This window comes from Chryseobacterium fluminis (assembly GCF_026314945.1).
GTDB lineage: Bacteria > Bacteroidota > Bacteroidia > Flavobacteriales > Weeksellaceae > Chryseobacterium > Chryseobacterium fluminis.
The window spans coordinates 4240139-4255510 of record NZ_CP111121.1 but is presented as its reverse complement, the minus strand read 5'-3'; the positions used below and the strand labels follow the sequence as shown (position 1 = coordinate 4255510).

Below are 15372 nucleotides of genomic sequence, written 5' to 3'. Positions count from 1 at the left end.
ACAGATGAAAAGAATAATAGAAATCTTATTCGCACTCATAGTATTAGTTTCATGTAATAGCCAGAAGGTATATTCAGATTTTGATATCAGCTATTCCAGAAGCGGGGGACTTGCTCCCGTTTATGAAAACTTACTGATCAAGGATAACAGTGCCCACTATTCTTTTGAAGGGCAGGGAAAAAAGCACAAGCAGGATTTTAAAATTTCTGACGAAGATTTAAAAAAAATAACGGCTACCCTTTCTCAAAATAACTTCAGAAGAATACAGGAAGATCATAAGAAGATTTATGATATCGTAGCGACGACCATCAATGTAAAGAAAAGTCCTAATGAAGGCAGTAAAACCGATGCCAGTTCGATCATGCCCAATTATAAAACCAACTGGGAAAACATCATCACTGTGTTTCAGGAGATCATTAATAATAATGTAAAAAACAGTAAATAAGTTGAAGACCCATTTTATCGCTATCGGCGGGAGTGCCATGCATAATCTTGCCATTGCATTAAAAGACAAAGGATATCAGGTAACAGGTTCAGATGATGCTATTTTTGAGCCTTCAAAATCCAGGTTGGCGGAGAAGGGAATTTTACCCGAGGAGTTAGGCTGGTTTCCCGAAAAAATCTCTTCTGATATTGATGCTGTTATTCTCGGAATGCATGCCCATCAGGACAATCCTGAATTGGCAAAAGCAAAAGAACTGGGTTTAAAAATTTATTCTTATCCTGAATTCCTTTACGAGCAGTCTAAAAATAAAACAAGAGTGGTGATCGCCGGTTCTCATGGAAAAACTACGATTACTTCGATGATCCTTCATGTTCTGAACTTTCATCAGAAAGATGTTGATTTCATGGTAGGCGCCCAGCTGGAAGGCTTCGACTGTATGGTAAAACTTACCCCGGACAATGATTTTATGGTATTGGAAGGCGATGAATACCTGTCCTCTCCTATCGATCTGCGTTCAAAATTTTTGTTGTATCAGCCGAATATTGCTTTGTTAAGCGGAATCGCATGGGATCATATCAATGTTTTCAAAACGTTTGACGATTATACAGAACAGTTCAGAAAATTCGTGGCCAGCATTACGCCGGGAGGAATTCTGGTCTACAATGAGGAAGATCCTGAGGTCGTGAAAGTAGTGGAGGCGGCTGAGAATTATTTCAGAAAAATCCCTTACCATACGCCGGATTATGAGATCATAAGTGGAAAAGTTCATCTAAAAACTGAAATGGGAGATATCCCGCTTTCCGTTTTTGGTGCTCACAATCTTCTGAACCTTGAAGGTGCAAGACACATCTGCCATCATCTGGGCGTGATGGATGAAGATTTCTACGAAGCGATTATGAGCTTTAAAGGTGCTTCCAAACGACTTGAAAAAGTGGAAAGAGAAGATCACGGAACACTTTATAAAGATTTTGCCCATGCTCCCAGTAAAGTTAAAGCTGCCGTGAAAGCCTTTAATGAGCAGTTTAAAAAAGATAAAAAATACGGTTTCCTGGAACTTCATACCTATTCAAGCCTGAATCCTGCCTTTCTGGAGCAGTATGACAATGCGATGGATGACCTGGATGAAGCAGTCGTTTTTTATTCTGAAGATGCCTTGAAGATCAAAAGAATGGACCCGATCTCTCCGGAACTGATCAGAGAAAAATTTAAAAATGAAAACTTAAAAGTTTTTACTGATGCCGAAGAGCTCCACGCCTATTGGGATCTTCTGGATAAAACCCAGGGAGTTTTCCTGATGATGAGCTCAGGTAATTTCGGAGGTCTCGATTTGACGAAATAAAATAATAATTGATATCTGAAAAAGATCTGTACTCACTGAATACAGATCTTTTTTATAGCCTGGGCTATTGATTAATCCTTAAAATCTTCACCATCATTACGGATGGTGCCTTTATTTTCTTCTGTATCGTCAGTTGCCTTACGATCCTCACCACTTTCTTCTGACGGATCAACAGAATGAACTATATTCTGATAAATACTTTCTAAAGTTTCCGCGGAAGTTTCTTCTTTGGCGCCCTCATCGGGCTGCGCAATGGGGTCGGTAATTTCTGACTGGTTCTTAGAAATCATAACTTAAATTTTTTGTGATTATATTTAAAGATAAGTTTATTTTTTAACTTTTTACAAAAATTAATAAAAAAAAGGAAGCGATAATGACTGCTTCCTTTAAAATTTATAAAAATTCTGATTAGATATCGGCTACTGCATTCAGCATTTTTTCTTCCCATGCAGGGTCTTCAGGATCAAAAAATAATCTTTTCCCGGTGTCTAAAGAACGGACGGTATTCATGTCAGCTTCCGTTAACTCAAAATCAAAGACATTGAAGTTCTCTGCAATCCTGGAAGGTGTTACAGATTTTGGAATGACACAGAAACCTTCCTGCAAATGCCATCTCAGGATCACCTGTGCCACTGTCTTATGGTAGGCTGAAGCGATCTTTTTCAGCTCCTCATTATCCAGAAGTCCTGCATTCCCGTTGCCAAGCGGACTCCACGGCTGCGTAATGATATTATTTTCTCTGTTGTATTCCTGAAGTTCTTTCTGTTGGAAAAGCGGATGCAGTTCGATCTGGTTGATAACCGGAGGAACGCTAGCATTTGCTTTCAGCTCATCCATTTTTTTAATAGTAAAATTACAGACTCCAATTGCCTTAATCTTCCCTTCCTGATACAATTCTTCCATCGCCTTCCATGCTCCGTTGAAATCTGAATACGGCCAGTGAATCAGATACATATCCAGATAGTCAAGCGCCAATCTGTCCAGTGTTCTCTGGAAAGCCGCCTTTGTCTTTTCATAGGTCGTATCCTGCACCCATAATTTTGAAGTCACAAATAAATCATCGCGGTCTATTCCACTGTTTCTGATCGCTTTTCCAACCGCTGTTTCATTTTGATAAATGGAAGCCGTATCAATCATCCGATATCCTGTTTCAATGGCTGTCAGGACAGCATTTTCACATTCATTCAGATCTTCCATCTGCCAGACTCCGAAACCCAGCGCAGGAATGTTTACTCCGTTATTTAAGGTAATGACAGGTTGCCCTGTATATGTTTTCTGCTCCATACTGTTTTTATTTTTGATGTAAAGTCAAACAAATTTCCGATAAAATTATGGAATTTCCGGTTACCAATTTTACTTATTATATAACGCCACACCTTTTCTCCTCCGTTAAAGAAGATCGGCGAATGATCCCGTTTTATGAAGAATTTCTCAATATTAAAACTTAATTTTTTAGTTTTGTAAAAATTAAAGTTATGCCACTTCAATTCAGACCTGCAGAACCGGAAGATTATTTCAGAATCATGGAAATCTGGGAATCTGCCGTGAAAGCGACGCACCATTTTCTCACTGAAGAAGATTTTGAATATTATAAAAGGATTATTCCCCTGGAATACCTGCCGGTTCTTGAGATACATCTGGTTACTGAAAATGAGGAGGCCAAAGGTTTTGCCGCAGTGGCAGAAGGAAATTTGGAAATGCTTTTCATTCATAATGAGGTGCGGGGAAAAGGATTGGGTAAAAAGCTTTACCAGATGATGCAGGAACAAACCCCTTTTACAAAGGTAGATGTTAACGAACAAAATCCGCAGGCTATCGGATTTTACGAAAAGTTAGGATTCAGAAAAACCGGAAGATCTGAAAAAGACGGCTCAGGGAAAGAATATCCGGTTATTCATATGAGTTTGTAATCGACACCTAGGGAGGAAATATTAAACAACCAACGGCTCATCCTTACTCATCATCTTTCTGAATAAACCTTTGATGTGATCTATTTCCTCCTGGTACATCGTTTTTTTCCGGCATCCGAAATATAATGTATTTTCCAGTTTTTTTTCACCTTCCCAGATCAGTTTGACCTCTCCGTTTTCGATCTCATTTTTACACAGAAAATCCGGAACGACGGCCAGTCCGGTTCCTCCTTTCAGACAACGGATAATGGAGTTTAAATTCGGTACAATGTAGTTGGGACGGAAATCAGGTTTATGTCCAAAGTTTAAAATCCAGAACTGAAATAGGTGCTCCATATCTCCGGTAGTTCCGTACCATTTTTCTTTTTTCAACCAAGCTTCGATATACTCTGTCCCCTGTGTGGCTGCTATCTTATTAAAATCTTCTGTATCCACATCTTTTCCACCTACTAAAATAATCTGTTCAGAAGAAAATGCTTCATGTAAGATGTTAGGAGATGTCCCTTTTTTTGGGGTAATAATTAAATCTAAAATTCCTTTATCCAGCTGATCCAGCATTTCGGGATATTCCCCAAAACTGATAATCAGATTAAAGGGCAAGGTCGAAACATACTGTTCTAGTGTAGTCTGAAAAGTTTCAAAACACATTCCCACACTGATGGTCGGGGTATGTTTTTCTGTTGACTTCTGGAAATTTTTCTCCACTTCCTCCAGTTTGGTCAAGGGTTCGGAAATCGCATTAAATAATACTTTTCCTCTTTCTGTCGGAATCATTTTCCTTCCGGTTCTGTCAAATAACTTATATCCCACATATGCTTCAAGGGAACCAAGATGAAGGCTGACACCGGGCTGCGAAATAAACAGAGCATCTGCAGCTCCGGTTAGGGTTCCGGTCTTATAAATTGCTTTGAAAGTTCGGTACCATTCAAGATTAACCATAATTCCAGGTATTAATATTCTGATACAAATTTATAAAATAATCAGATAACTGATGATTTTAAGCACTAATATTTCTCTATATTTTCTAAGCTAATACTTGTCGATTATCTGATACGATCAGAATTTAATATTCTGCATTCTTAATTCATGTATTATTTTTATAATACTTAACTATAATTTACATTATTTTTATTATACATCCATCCAACATAACTTTGTACTACAAAATTTAAACAATCATACAATAATGAAAAAAGTATTAATTATCAATGGTGGTCAGAATTTCGGACATTCCGGAGGGAAATATAACCAAACCATTGCTGACAACACAGTGGAAACTCTTAAGAAATTTCAAGATATCGAAGTGAGAATCACCAACGTAGGAGAAGGTTACGAGAAAAATGAAGAAGTAGAAAAGTTTGTGTGGGCCGATTATATCATTTATCACACTCCGATCTGGTGGTTTCAGCTCCCGAACGGTTTAAAAAAATATATCGATGAAGTGTTCACTGCGGGACACGCGAAAGGAATTTACATGAATGACGGAAGAACCTCTGAAAATCCTGAAATCAACTATGGAACAGGAGGAATGCTGGGTGGAAGAAAGTATATGGTAACCACAAGCTGGAATGCGCCGGAAACTGCATTTACCCTGCCGGGAGAATTTTTCAGCGAAACCAGTGTGGATGATGGGCCACTATTCGGATTCCATCGGATGAATGCCTTTGTTTCATTAGAAAAACTGGAAAGTTTCCACTTCCACGATGTCGAAAAAAATGCCGATATCGACCGCGATATGAAGCTTTACAGAGAACATATTACCAAAGTTTTTGAAAAAGAATTAAAACCCAACTTAGTGTCATGAAAATTTATCTTACTGCAATAATACAATCAAAAGAAGAATACAGGACGGAAGTCATGGAAGTTCTTCAGAATATGGTTAAAGAAACCCGGAAAGAGGAAGCCAACGAATCGTACATCCTGCACCAGGGAATCGAAGATAAAAATCAATTTGTGTTCTACGAAATCTGGAAAAATAAAGAAGGATTAGCCCTGCATAATCAGCAGTCCTATATTGAAACCTTTGGAGCTTTAGTGGATGAAAAACTGCAGGAAAAGCCACAGATTTTTCTGACCACTATCATTTAAAATACAACCTTTCATGAAAAAATTAGCCTTTTTAGTGATTACTCTGTTCACTATAGGATTCGTCCAGTCTCAAACGAAAAAATCTGAAAAGATGAAAAAGAAAATTTTATTTGTCGTAACCAGTCATGACAAAAAAGGAAATACGGGTGAAAACACCGGGTACTATCTTGGAGAGGTTTCTCACCCCTGGGAAGTTCTTCGCAATGCCGGATATGAAATTGATTTTGTAAGTCCGGAAGGAGGTACACCGCCCGTTGACGGATTCGATCTAAAGGATCCGGTAAACAAAGCATTTTGGGAAAATGAAGAATACAGAAATAAGATAGAGCATTCTTTTACTCCTTCACAGGTAAATCCTTCAGATTATTCAACCATTTTTTATGCAGGCGGTCACGGTGCGATGTGGGATTTTGCAGATGATACGGAACTGGCCGCTATCGCTTCGAAAATCTACACGAACGGAGGGATTGTGGCGGCTGTCTGCCACGGTCCCGCCGGCCTGGTGAATATTAAACTGGATACCGGTAAGTATTTAGTGGAGGGTAAAAAAATAAATGCTTTCACCAACGAAGAAGAAGCTGAAGTAAAATTAACCCATGTGGTTCCCTTTCTGCTGGAAGATAAGCTGAAAGAAAGAGGTGCAAAATTTGAGAAATCAGGACCCTGGCAGAACCATGTAGTGACAGACCGGAGAGTAATCACCGGCCAAAACCCTCAATCTGCAAAAAGTGTCGGTGAGGCCATTGTAAAAGAATTAAACAGGTAATATCTTATTCATGCTCTCAGGTGACTGAAAAAGCAGCCCTGATGTTTGCCTGATCCTGAGAATAATTGATGCTGACAATTCTGACCTGAATGAATTTAATTATTATTGATTTGGTGTAAAAATTTCATTATACCATATAAAAATAAAACCGGTTATGAATGTATTGAAAACAACCGTCACAGGATGTCTATTTTTTGCGATGAACTTATTTTCTGCCCAGCAGAAGGAAACCTGCCGATATACTAAAACTCCGACGGGATACCTGATGGTCCTTCGACAGGATGACGATGTTCTGGCTCACGTTGAAAATCTGGCCAAAACAGAAAATATTCCGTCAGCCAGTTTTACAGGCATAGGCTTTGCCTCGGAGGTCACTTTCGGATTTTATGATTTCAAGGCGAAGAAATTTAATCCTGAAACTTTTAAGAAAGTGGAAATGGGCAGTTTAACAGGTTCAGTCGCCTGGAATGAAAAAGGTCCTTCCATCCACGTTCACGGCATCGCAACAGATGATCAGTTCAAGGCTGTTGGTGGACATATTTTATCCCTTCGTGTCGGAACAGGATCTATGGAAATTTACGTAGCTGTGAATGATGAGAAACTGGAAAGGAAAATCGAGCAGCCGCTAAATGCGAATGTTTTGCAGATCAACTGCAGTCAATAGCCTTTCAATCAGAGACGTTGTAAACGTTATGATAAATAGACAAATAAAAGAGCTTCTCAAAAATAAGAGAAGCTCTTTTCGAAGGTGATAAATTCCGGATTATTTGGCAACCGGCATGTGGGTGCTGATCGCAATTCTGTTCCATGCATTAATGGTGATAATGGCCATAATGATTTGTGCGATCTGATGTTCATTAAAAATCTGTCGTGCTTTACCATACGTTTCGTCAGTCAATCCTTTCCGGCTGATCAAGGTAATTTCCTCTGTCATTTCAAGCAATACCTGTTCTTCTTCAGTAAACAATTCCTTCGCCTCTCTCCACGCATTCAAAAGATAAATTCTCTGTGGAGTTTCACCGTATTTCACGGCATCTTTCGTGTGCATATCCAGACAGAAGGCACATCCGTTAATCTGCGAAGCTCTGATTTTTATTAATTCTTTTTGAATTTGATTTAAAGAAATCGTCTGAAGATACCCTTCAAGTCCCATCATCGCCTTGTAAGCGGCGGCATCTGCGGTCGCCATGTTAATTCTTGCGCTCATATTATATATATTTTAAGTTAATAATTTACTTCCTGTCATCTGTCGTTATAGCCAATGTAAATGAGTATTTTTCCTGTCCTGCCAATAAAAATGCAGCTGTACCTGCTATCCGGACAGAATAATCCAGAGGCATTTTAATTCCCAGTACCACGGTCATCGATAGAGCAAAAGTGAGTAACAGAAATCCGGCACCGTATGCTCCGGTTTTAGTTCTAAAACCGAAAATCAGCATCAAAGGAAAAATGATTTCCAGAAATGTCGCCATATAAGCAGAAAATACACTCAGGTTTTCAGGAAGAAAAAAAGTGAGCTTACGGGTATATTTTTCAAAATTCTCCCAGTTTCCCCATGCAGAATTTTCACCCCAGAAACCCAACCGGTCAGCGACCGCTGAAAGCATCGTCACAGAAATAGCCAGTCTTAAGAATAGCTGCGAAAACCAAGAATTTTTGCCTGTCATTATATTTGTTTTTCTGAACAGGACAAAGTTGTGATTTCTGCGCCTAAAAAATCTTAAACTGGTTTAAGAACGTAATTTCGCTCTTATTTCACTTAAATATTCCGGGGTAAAACCTAAAAAAGAGGCAACCAGGTATTGTGGAATTCTCTGGATAAACCAGGGATACAGAGTACTGAAGTGAATATAATACTCTTCCTTGGTCATTTCATACAGATAGCGCAATCTTTTTTCAGCCGCAGCATAAGCCGTCTGGTAGACCATCCTGAAATAGCGTTCCATAACCGGGTGTTTTTCCAGCAGGTGCTCCTGCGAAGAATAGTCGATCATTAAAATCCTGGACTTTTCTACCGCCTGGATATTAAAGTCGGATTTCATCTGTTTCTCAAAAGCAAATGTATCGGAAATCCACCAGTTTTCGATGGCAAATTCCGTAGTCTGCTCGATTCCTTTTTCGTTAATGAAGAACTTCCTGAGGCATCCTTCCAGTACAAAATATTTAAATTTACAAATTTCACCTTCAAGCATCAGATTTTCTTTTTTTCCGGTATTTATGATCTGGAAATATGAAATAACAGAAGCAAATTCCTGATCGTCTATTGAAATAAATTTATCTAAATGTGCCTTAAAAGTTTCCATTGTTGAAATTCTGTATCCAAACTTAACTTTATTTTTTTAGTTTTACAATGACAAAACATTAAATCATGGAAGTCGTAGCCAAAATTTTAATTGCCATCGTAGCGATCGAACATCTTTACATTCTATGGATGGAAATGTTCGCATGGGAAACCAAAGGAAAAGAAGTTTTCAAAGCAGCATTGCCGGCTGAAATGTTTAGACCGACCAAAGGACTGGCAGCCAACCAGGGACTTTACAACGGATTTCTCGCTGCAGGGTTATTTTGGTCTTTCCTGATAGAAGACCCCAAATGGCAGACCAATATCGCCTTATTCTTTCTGGGATGTGTGGCTGTTGCAGGAATTTATGGCGCCATTTCAGCTACAAAAAAAATATTTTTCGTTCAGGCACTTCCTGCTATCCTGGCAATGATAGCTGTATTACTGAAATAATAACATAGCTTGCCACGCTTATTATAAACACAAATTCTTACAGTACCGGAACTTATAATTTCATGATGTATTGTGAAAGCTTCTTTTATTTTAAATGAAATTAACTTTACACCCCATTTATATTAACTATTGATATTCAACGCGTTACATGCGTTAAAATCCATTTAATATTAAATTCGTAAATTTGCATAACCGATAAGAAATAAAGCATTGCTTTTTTTATTGGCCTGCATTTTGATAAAATGTAGAAATTCAAGTTGTTCAGTACAAATATCTGTTAATTATCCGGGCGGTAATTATTTTGAAATCTATTGAAAGATTAATTTCTTTTTTCATGATACGCTCACTTTTGAGTACCATCTATAGAAATATTTAAAATATAGCATCAGACTTTACGTCTTTTGCATGTTTTCGTTTTTCATACATGATTCTTTTGAATCCTGAATAGATCCGTATTATGTCCATCCAGAAAATAAATAGATTATACGTTTAATCTGTACTCTAATGAACAATAATTTTATATAACCACAAAATACTGAATATGGATCATATTGAAAACGGCAGAAAAGTAAAACTAAAAGTAGAGGACCTTACGATTATTTTCGGAAAGCAAAAAGAAAAGGCACAGGAACTTCTCGGGAAAGGCTTTTCAAAAAAAGAAATTCTTGAAAAAACAGGCTGTACTGTTGGAATCAATAAAGCCAGTTTTGAAATTTACGAAGGTGAATTCTTTGTCATAATGGGATTATCAGGAAGCGGAAAATCAACGCTGCTGCGCTGTCTTAACAGGCTGAATGAACCCACATCCGGAAAAGTGTATATCAACGATGATAATATTACCGATAAGAATAATAAAGACCTCCTGGAAGTAAGACGGACAGAAATGAGCATGGTCTTTCAGAAATTCGGGCTCCTTCCCCATCACACCGTTCTGAGCAACGCTGCTTTTGGTCTGGAAATACGGGGTGAAGACAAAGCATCCCGTGAAAATAAGGCGCAGAAAGCATTAGACATTGTGGGGTTAAACGGTTTTGAAAATCAGTTTCCTTCCCAACTTTCCGGCGGAATGCAGCAAAGAGTGGGATTAGCCAGAGCACTGGCCAATGATCCGGAAGTTTTATTAATGGATGAGGCATTCTCCGCACTCGATCCGCTGATAAAATCTGAAATGCAGGATCAGCTGCTGGAACTTCAGAATACCCTCCAAAAAACAATTGTTTTTATAACCCACGATTTGGATGAGGCCATTAAGATCGGAGACCGGATTGTGATTATGAAGGACGGGGTGATCGAGCAGATAGGAACTGCGGAAGATATTTTAACCAATCCGGCAAGCGATTATGTAAAAGCTTTCGTAGAAAAAGTAGACCGTAAAACCATCATTACGGCCAGATCTCTGATGTTTGATAAACCTACTGTCGTGCGTTTCAGAAAAGACGGTCCGGAAGGTGCTCTCAGGAAGATGCGGGCTACCGGCCTTGAAAACTTACCCGTAGTGGATTTTCAGAATACATTTTTGGGATTTGTCACTCTCAGTGATATTATGATGATCGCCAGACGTAAAGAGCCTACCGTAGAATCGGTCATCAATACCAATGTTCCTTCTGTTTTCCCCGAAGCTACGGTAGAAGAAATGTTACCGCTTATTTCCGGAAGTAAGTCTTCTATCGCTGTTGTAGACGAAAATAATAAGTTTTTGGGACTGATCAGCCAGTTATCCCTGGTGATAGAAGCGACAAAATTTAACGAAGAAGAAATTATAGAACTAAAAGAAATCGCAAACAACCAGTAAGATGAATAAAATTATAGATATAGGCCAATATGTGGAAACAGCGATCAATTGGCTCACCGAACACGGAAAACCTTTTTTCGATATTATTAAACATGCAGGTAACTCTTCGATCATGGGACTCGAATGGGTTCTGGTACATACTCCTTTTTATGTGATCATTCTCCTGTTTACAGCCTTAGCATGGTGGAAAGCCGGAAAAGGTACGGCAGTGATGACTTTAGCGGGACTGAGCATTATATTTTTAATGGGATTCTGGACAGAAACCATGGAAACGCTGGCACTTATTTTTGTATCCACGCTTACAGCACTAATGCTGTCGGTCCCGTTGGGAATATGGGCTGCTAAAAATAAATTCGCTGCAAAAATGATCCGTCCGATGCTGGATCTGATGCAGACGATGCCGGCCTTTGTATATCTGATTCCTGCCGTCTTATTTTTCAGTATCGGTAAAGTTCCCGGAGCATTTGCCACCATTATTTTTGCCATGCCCCCGGCAGTACGGTTAACCACCTTGGGAATCGAGGCTGTTCCGAAAGATATTGTGGAAGCTGCCCGGGCTTTCGGAGCAACCAACCGCCAGATCCTGTTTAAGGTAGAGCTTCCTCTGGCCACGCAGACCATTCTGGCCGGAGTAAACCAGACGATATTGTTATCACTTTCCATGGTTGTTATTGCAGGAATGATTGCCGCAGGAGGCCTGGGAGAAAAAGTACTGGAAGGAATTAATAACCTTGATATCGGACTGGGATTCGAAAGTGGATTATCCGTTGTGATTCTGGCCATTATACTTGACCGTATTACGCAGGGGTTTGTAAAGAAAAAACAATAAAATGAAGAATATAAAATATGTTATACTTGCTGTTTTAATTGCCTCTTTCGGGATATTTAATTCATGCGAAAAAAAGAACTCAAGATATATCACCATCGGAATGGTCGACGGCTGGGCGGAGGATGTTGCCATGACCCATGTTGTCAAAGCCATTCTGGATGAGCAGGGCTATCATGTCATTATCCAGAAGGCATCCACCGATATGATCTTAGCATCAATGAATAATGAAGATACCGACCTTTTTATGGGAGTCTGGCTGCCCTACACGCACGCCGTAAAAGTCGCAAGGTTTCCGGAACTGATAAACCTTGGAAACAATTATGACAATGGCCGGATCGGGCTGGTAGTCCCTGATTATGTCCCCGTTACTTCCATTGAACAACTTAATAAGCATACTGATCAGTTCAGTCACAGAATCATTGGAATAGAAAAAGGAGCCGGATTAACCGCTGGTACGGATAAAGCCATCACAGATTATGCACTGAATTATAGACAGGTCAATTCATCTACGATTGCTATGATCACCGAACTGCAGAACGCCATTAAGCGTAAAGAATGGATCGTGGTGGCGGGCTGGCAACCCCACTGGATGTTCGGAAAGATGAAACTTAAATTTCTGGATGATCCTAAAAAGACATTCGGTGAAGCAGAGCAGATTAAAACCTACAGCAGAAAAAGCTTTGGTAAAGACCATCCGGAACTGGCAAAATTCTTTTCTAAAATGCATTTTGATGACGCCGATATGACCGATCTTTTAACAAAAATGGAAGACAGCAAAGATAAACAGGCCACCGCCAAAAAATGGGTGAAAAATCATCCTGAACTTGTAAAACTATGGCTTGAGCATAATTAATTTTATAATAAACAGAATATCTGGTCATGATGAAGGTCAAAGAAGCCATGATATCCGTAAAATTTACAGAAATGACAAACTCAAAATTTCTTCAAGCTTCTGTTTCAGCTCTTTTGGTTTAAACTGACCTTCATGATAATCCACTAATTGCAGGTTCCGGTCTAAAATAATCCATAAAGGATAAACAGATTGTCTTTTATTTTTAGAAAGTGCCAGCGCCAGTTCGTGAATCCCGGAATTTCCGTTCACACGGTACGCGAACTCCTTTCCCTGAAAACTGATTTTATCTTTTGTTTTTTCTGCTTCAAAATCAATGTAATAAAATTTGTCATTTATTAATGAAACCAAATCTTTGTTCCTATTTAACTGATAGGATTCAATTTTACATACCGAACACCAATCGGTGTATATATGGATAATAACAGGTCTGGAATTTTCCTGATGTTTCATCTCAAGATCAGAAAAAGTGCCTGTCTTTATCTGTGAAAGATAAAAACAAGGCACAAACATTAAAAATAGTATAAGTTTTTTCATTTAATAGTATACTTTAGTCCCAAAAATCCCCGGATCCCCTGCATCGGAGCATATCCGTAGGTGGTATCAAAAGTATAGCGATAGGGATTAATAACCGGGTCATCCACATTTTTATCAAAAGGATCAAACGGTCTCATCAAAGGATTTTTCGGTGTGAAATTGAGAAGATTTTTAATTCCTCCATAAATCTCCAGTCCTGATCTGAAACTTTTAGAAACCTGAATATTGGCCAGTGTATACCATGGTGAATATTCGGGTCGGTAATCGTTCGGCAGAACGGGCAATCGCATCGGCCCGTAAAACTGGCCTGTAAAATCGATGGTCATATTATTCTGAAATTTATACGACAGACTGTATGTTCCGCTCCATTTTGGAGCATGCAGCTGCTGAACTTTTCCCTTATCACCATCAAATTTCTGGTAGACATCCAGATAGGTAACTCCCAAATTTATACTCAGCGGAAAATTGAAAGTATAGTCTACATTCAGAGAAGCTCCTTGTGAAATGCCGTAACCCTGAAGATTATCATAGATGATTTTCTGTGGATCCGTATCGAAATCACCCACAATTTTATTGCTGAAATAGGTATAAAATAGAGACGCATCAAGATTAATCAATTGGTCACTGACAGGAATTTTCCAGATATAATTTAAATTTCCGTTGGCGGATCTCTCAGGTTTCAGTTCTGATTTAATCACTACCTCCCGTGATCCCGTTAAAGCGGCATGGTCTTCCGTGAACAAGTTAACCACTCTGAAACCTGTTCCGAAATTGAACCTCAGCGTATGAAAAGGATTCGGAGAAAACTTCCATGCAAAACGGGGGGAATGTATGTCATGATGTATTTTATCATAATCCAGTCGGTAGCCTAACAGCAACGTATTTTTTTTGTTAATTTTCCACTGGTCCTGGATAAACACCCCTAAAATCGGTGATTTCATCGGCTCATTGGTAAGTCCGTCGCCTGATAATGTCCCGGGAGTATTATCATCATAAAACGTTCTTTTAAAAGTAATCCCCAGCATCAGATCATGGTTCCCCAATTTCTTATCCCAATACGTCTGGGCAAAAGCCACTTTCTGAGTTGCCGTATAAGGACTGGTTCCATAGAATGAATTCTGATCATGAAAATTATAAGAAAACTGAGTGATGACATTTTCGTTCAGCGGCCACTGATAGACCCCGAAAGCCTCAGCTCTGTTGGTGTAAATACTTTCGCCGTATACTTCACTACTTCCCCGGTAAGATTTATTCCACTGCATTTCACCTCCGAAACGGTCTTCGTAAAGATACCTCAGTGCAAAACCTGCCAGCCGGTTTTCTTTCCTCTGAAAGTTCCATTTATTAAACACTGAAATTCTGTTTTGTAAAGCAGCATCTGTAAAATTGTCTTTATTCTGATCTGTTCTTTGATTGTAATTAAAATAATTAAGGCTTAATAATGAAGCCACATTTTTCCCAAAATTAAATTTCGTTGATAGATCCACATTATTTTCGCTCCATGTGGTGGTCATCACATCCACACTCAGTTTTGGTGCAGTGAGCGCATTTTTGGTAATGATATTGATGACACCGCCCATGGCTTCAGAGCCGTAAATGGATGAAGCCGGCCCTTTCACGACTTCAATTCTGTCGACCAGGCTGTTGGGAATTCCACTCAAACCGTAGACGGTGGACAGTGAACTCACGATCGGCATTCCGTCAATCAGAATCATGGTGTAAGGTCCCTCAAGTCCATTGATGTGAATGTCTCCGGTATTACAGACCGAGCAGTTCAGTTGCGGCTTAATACCGTTGACCATCGCAATGGCCTCAAAGATGCTCGGTGTAGGGTTTTTCCGGAAAAATTTCTGATTGTAGATCTCCACGGCGACCGGGCTTTCTGATCTGCTTACCGGTTTTAGAGTACCGGTAATGACTACGTCATCAATATCTTTTGTGCTTATGTTATTGTTCGAGATCCCTACCGAATCTTTTTTTCCGGTTTGATCCAAACGGAGACTATCAGCTTCCTGTGAAAAGCAATATCCTGAAAATAAAACAGCCGAGAATAACATTCGTTTCATGTAATTAAAATTGTTA

Annotated in this window: 19 protein-coding genes; 11 read left to right on the top strand and 8 right to left on the bottom strand. The window is 39.2% G+C overall.

Annotation, left to right across the window (positions count from 1 at the left end; genetic code table 11):
* Nucleotides 1-4 precede the first annotated feature (4 nt).
* The gene (locus tag ODZ84_RS19510) at nt 5-445 is read left to right on the top strand and encodes a hypothetical protein (protein WP_266174062.1); all 441 of its coding nucleotides are present in this window, start codon (nt 5-7) and stop codon (nt 443-445) included.
* A gap of 1 nt (nt 446) precedes the next feature.
* On the top strand, nt 447-1784 hold the full coding sequence (locus ODZ84_RS19505; protein WP_266174061.1) for a UDP-N-acetylmuramate--L-alanine ligase: 1338 nt from the start codon (nt 447-449) through the stop codon (nt 1782-1784).
* A gap of 71 nt (nt 1785-1855) precedes the next feature.
* On the opposite strand, the gene ODZ84_RS19500 is transcribed toward ODZ84_RS19505, so the two are convergent.
* Nucleotides 1856-2074: a hypothetical protein gene (locus tag ODZ84_RS19500; RefSeq protein WP_266174060.1), complete on the bottom strand. Its 219-nt coding sequence runs from the start codon at nt 2072-2074 to the stop codon at nt 1856-1858.
* Nucleotides 2075-2192: 118 nt separating this feature from the next.
* Nucleotides 2193-3068 (bottom strand): aldo/keto reductase, encoded by an 876-nt coding sequence (locus tag ODZ84_RS19495; RefSeq protein WP_266174059.1) that lies wholly within the window; start codon nt 3066-3068, stop codon nt 2193-2195.
* A gap of 191 nt (nt 3069-3259) precedes the next feature.
* On the opposite strand from ODZ84_RS19495, the gene ODZ84_RS19490 reads away from it, so the two are divergent.
* Complete coding sequence (locus ODZ84_RS19490; protein ID WP_266174058.1) at nt 3260-3694, top strand: GNAT family N-acetyltransferase; 435 nt, start codon at nt 3260-3262, stop codon at nt 3692-3694.
* 21 nt (nt 3695-3715) lie between these two features.
* Here ODZ84_RS19490 and ODZ84_RS19485 read toward each other — a convergent pair whose 3' ends face one another.
* Nucleotides 3716-4633 (bottom strand): LysR family transcriptional regulator, encoded by a 918-nt coding sequence (locus tag ODZ84_RS19485; protein WP_266174057.1) that lies wholly within the window; start codon nt 4631-4633, stop codon nt 3716-3718.
* Between the two features lie 247 nt (nt 4634-4880).
* Between ODZ84_RS19485 and ODZ84_RS19480 the strand changes: the two genes are divergently transcribed.
* The 4 genes from ODZ84_RS19480 (at nt 4881) to ODZ84_RS19465 (ending at nt 7212) form a co-directional block, all read left to right on the top strand.
* The gene (locus ODZ84_RS19480; RefSeq protein WP_266174056.1) at nt 4881-5498 is read left to right on the top strand and encodes an NAD(P)H-dependent oxidoreductase; all 618 of its coding nucleotides are present in this window, start codon (nt 4881-4883) and stop codon (nt 5496-5498) included.
* Nucleotides 5495-5782 (top strand): putative quinol monooxygenase, encoded by a 288-nt coding sequence (locus tag ODZ84_RS19475; RefSeq protein WP_266174055.1) that lies wholly within the window; start codon nt 5495-5497, stop codon nt 5780-5782. The genes ODZ84_RS19480 and ODZ84_RS19475 overlap by 4 nt, the downstream gene beginning before the upstream one ends.
* 91 nt (nt 5783-5873) lie before the next feature.
* Nucleotides 5874-6548, top strand: coding sequence for a type 1 glutamine amidotransferase domain-containing protein (locus tag ODZ84_RS19470; RefSeq protein WP_266174054.1), 675 nt, complete (start codon nt 5874-5876; stop codon nt 6546-6548).
* Between the two features lie 154 nt (nt 6549-6702).
* On the top strand, nt 6703-7212 hold the full coding sequence (locus tag ODZ84_RS19465) for a PPC domain-containing DNA-binding protein (protein ID WP_266174053.1): 510 nt from the start codon (nt 6703-6705) through the stop codon (nt 7210-7212).
* A gap of 99 nt (nt 7213-7311) precedes the next feature.
* Here ODZ84_RS19465 and ODZ84_RS19460 read toward each other — a convergent pair whose 3' ends face one another.
* The 3 genes from ODZ84_RS19460 to ODZ84_RS19450 form a co-directional block, all read right to left on the bottom strand.
* Nucleotides 7312-7755 carry a carboxymuconolactone decarboxylase family protein gene (locus ODZ84_RS19460; RefSeq protein WP_266174052.1) on the bottom strand — a complete coding sequence of 148 codons (444 nt, stop codon included), beginning with the start codon at nt 7753-7755 and terminating at the stop codon, nt 7312-7314.
* Between the two features lie 25 nt (nt 7756-7780).
* A complete protein-coding gene (locus ODZ84_RS19455; RefSeq protein WP_266174051.1) occupies nt 7781-8215 on the bottom strand; it encodes a DoxX family membrane protein in 435 nt (144 codons plus the stop codon).
* 63 nt (nt 8216-8278) lie between these two features.
* Nucleotides 8279-8851: a Crp/Fnr family transcriptional regulator gene (locus tag ODZ84_RS19450; protein ID WP_266174050.1), complete on the bottom strand. Its 573-nt coding sequence runs from the start codon at nt 8849-8851 to the stop codon at nt 8279-8281.
* 65 nt (nt 8852-8916) lie between these two features.
* On the opposite strand from ODZ84_RS19450, the gene ODZ84_RS19445 reads away from it, so the two are divergent.
* From ODZ84_RS19445 to ODZ84_RS19430, 4 genes are all read left to right on the top strand, one after another.
* The gene (locus ODZ84_RS19445; RefSeq protein WP_266174049.1) at nt 8917-9282 is read left to right on the top strand and encodes a DUF1304 domain-containing protein; all 366 of its coding nucleotides are present in this window, start codon (nt 8917-8919) and stop codon (nt 9280-9282) included.
* A 541-nt stretch (nt 9283-9823) separates the two neighbouring features.
* Entirely contained in the window at nt 9824-11074 is a 1251-nt protein-coding gene (locus ODZ84_RS19440) for a quaternary amine ABC transporter ATP-binding protein (protein ID WP_266174048.1), read from the top strand.
* Between the two features lies 1 nt (nt 11075).
* Nucleotides 11076-11903 carry an ABC transporter permease gene (locus tag ODZ84_RS19435; RefSeq protein WP_266174047.1) on the top strand — a complete coding sequence of 276 codons (828 nt, stop codon included), beginning with the start codon at nt 11076-11078 and terminating at the stop codon, nt 11901-11903.
* Between the two features lies 1 nt (nt 11904).
* Nucleotides 11905-12756, top strand: a complete 852-nt coding sequence (locus tag ODZ84_RS19430) for a glycine betaine ABC transporter substrate-binding protein (RefSeq protein ID WP_266174046.1) — start codon at nt 11905-11907, stop codon at nt 12754-12756.
* A gap of 63 nt (nt 12757-12819) precedes the next feature.
* On the opposite strand, the gene ODZ84_RS19425 is transcribed toward ODZ84_RS19430, so the two are convergent.
* Nucleotides 12820-13290: a thiol:disulfide interchange protein gene (locus tag ODZ84_RS19425; protein ID WP_266174045.1), complete on the bottom strand. Its 471-nt coding sequence runs from the start codon at nt 13288-13290 to the stop codon at nt 12820-12822.
* Nucleotides 13287-15356 carry a TonB-dependent receptor plug domain-containing protein gene (locus tag ODZ84_RS19420; RefSeq protein ID WP_266174044.1) on the bottom strand — a complete coding sequence of 690 codons (2070 nt, stop codon included), beginning with the start codon at nt 15354-15356 and terminating at the stop codon, nt 13287-13289. Before ODZ84_RS19420 ends, ODZ84_RS19425 begins: the two co-directional genes overlap by 4 nt.
* Nucleotides 15357-15372 lie beyond the last annotated feature (16 nt).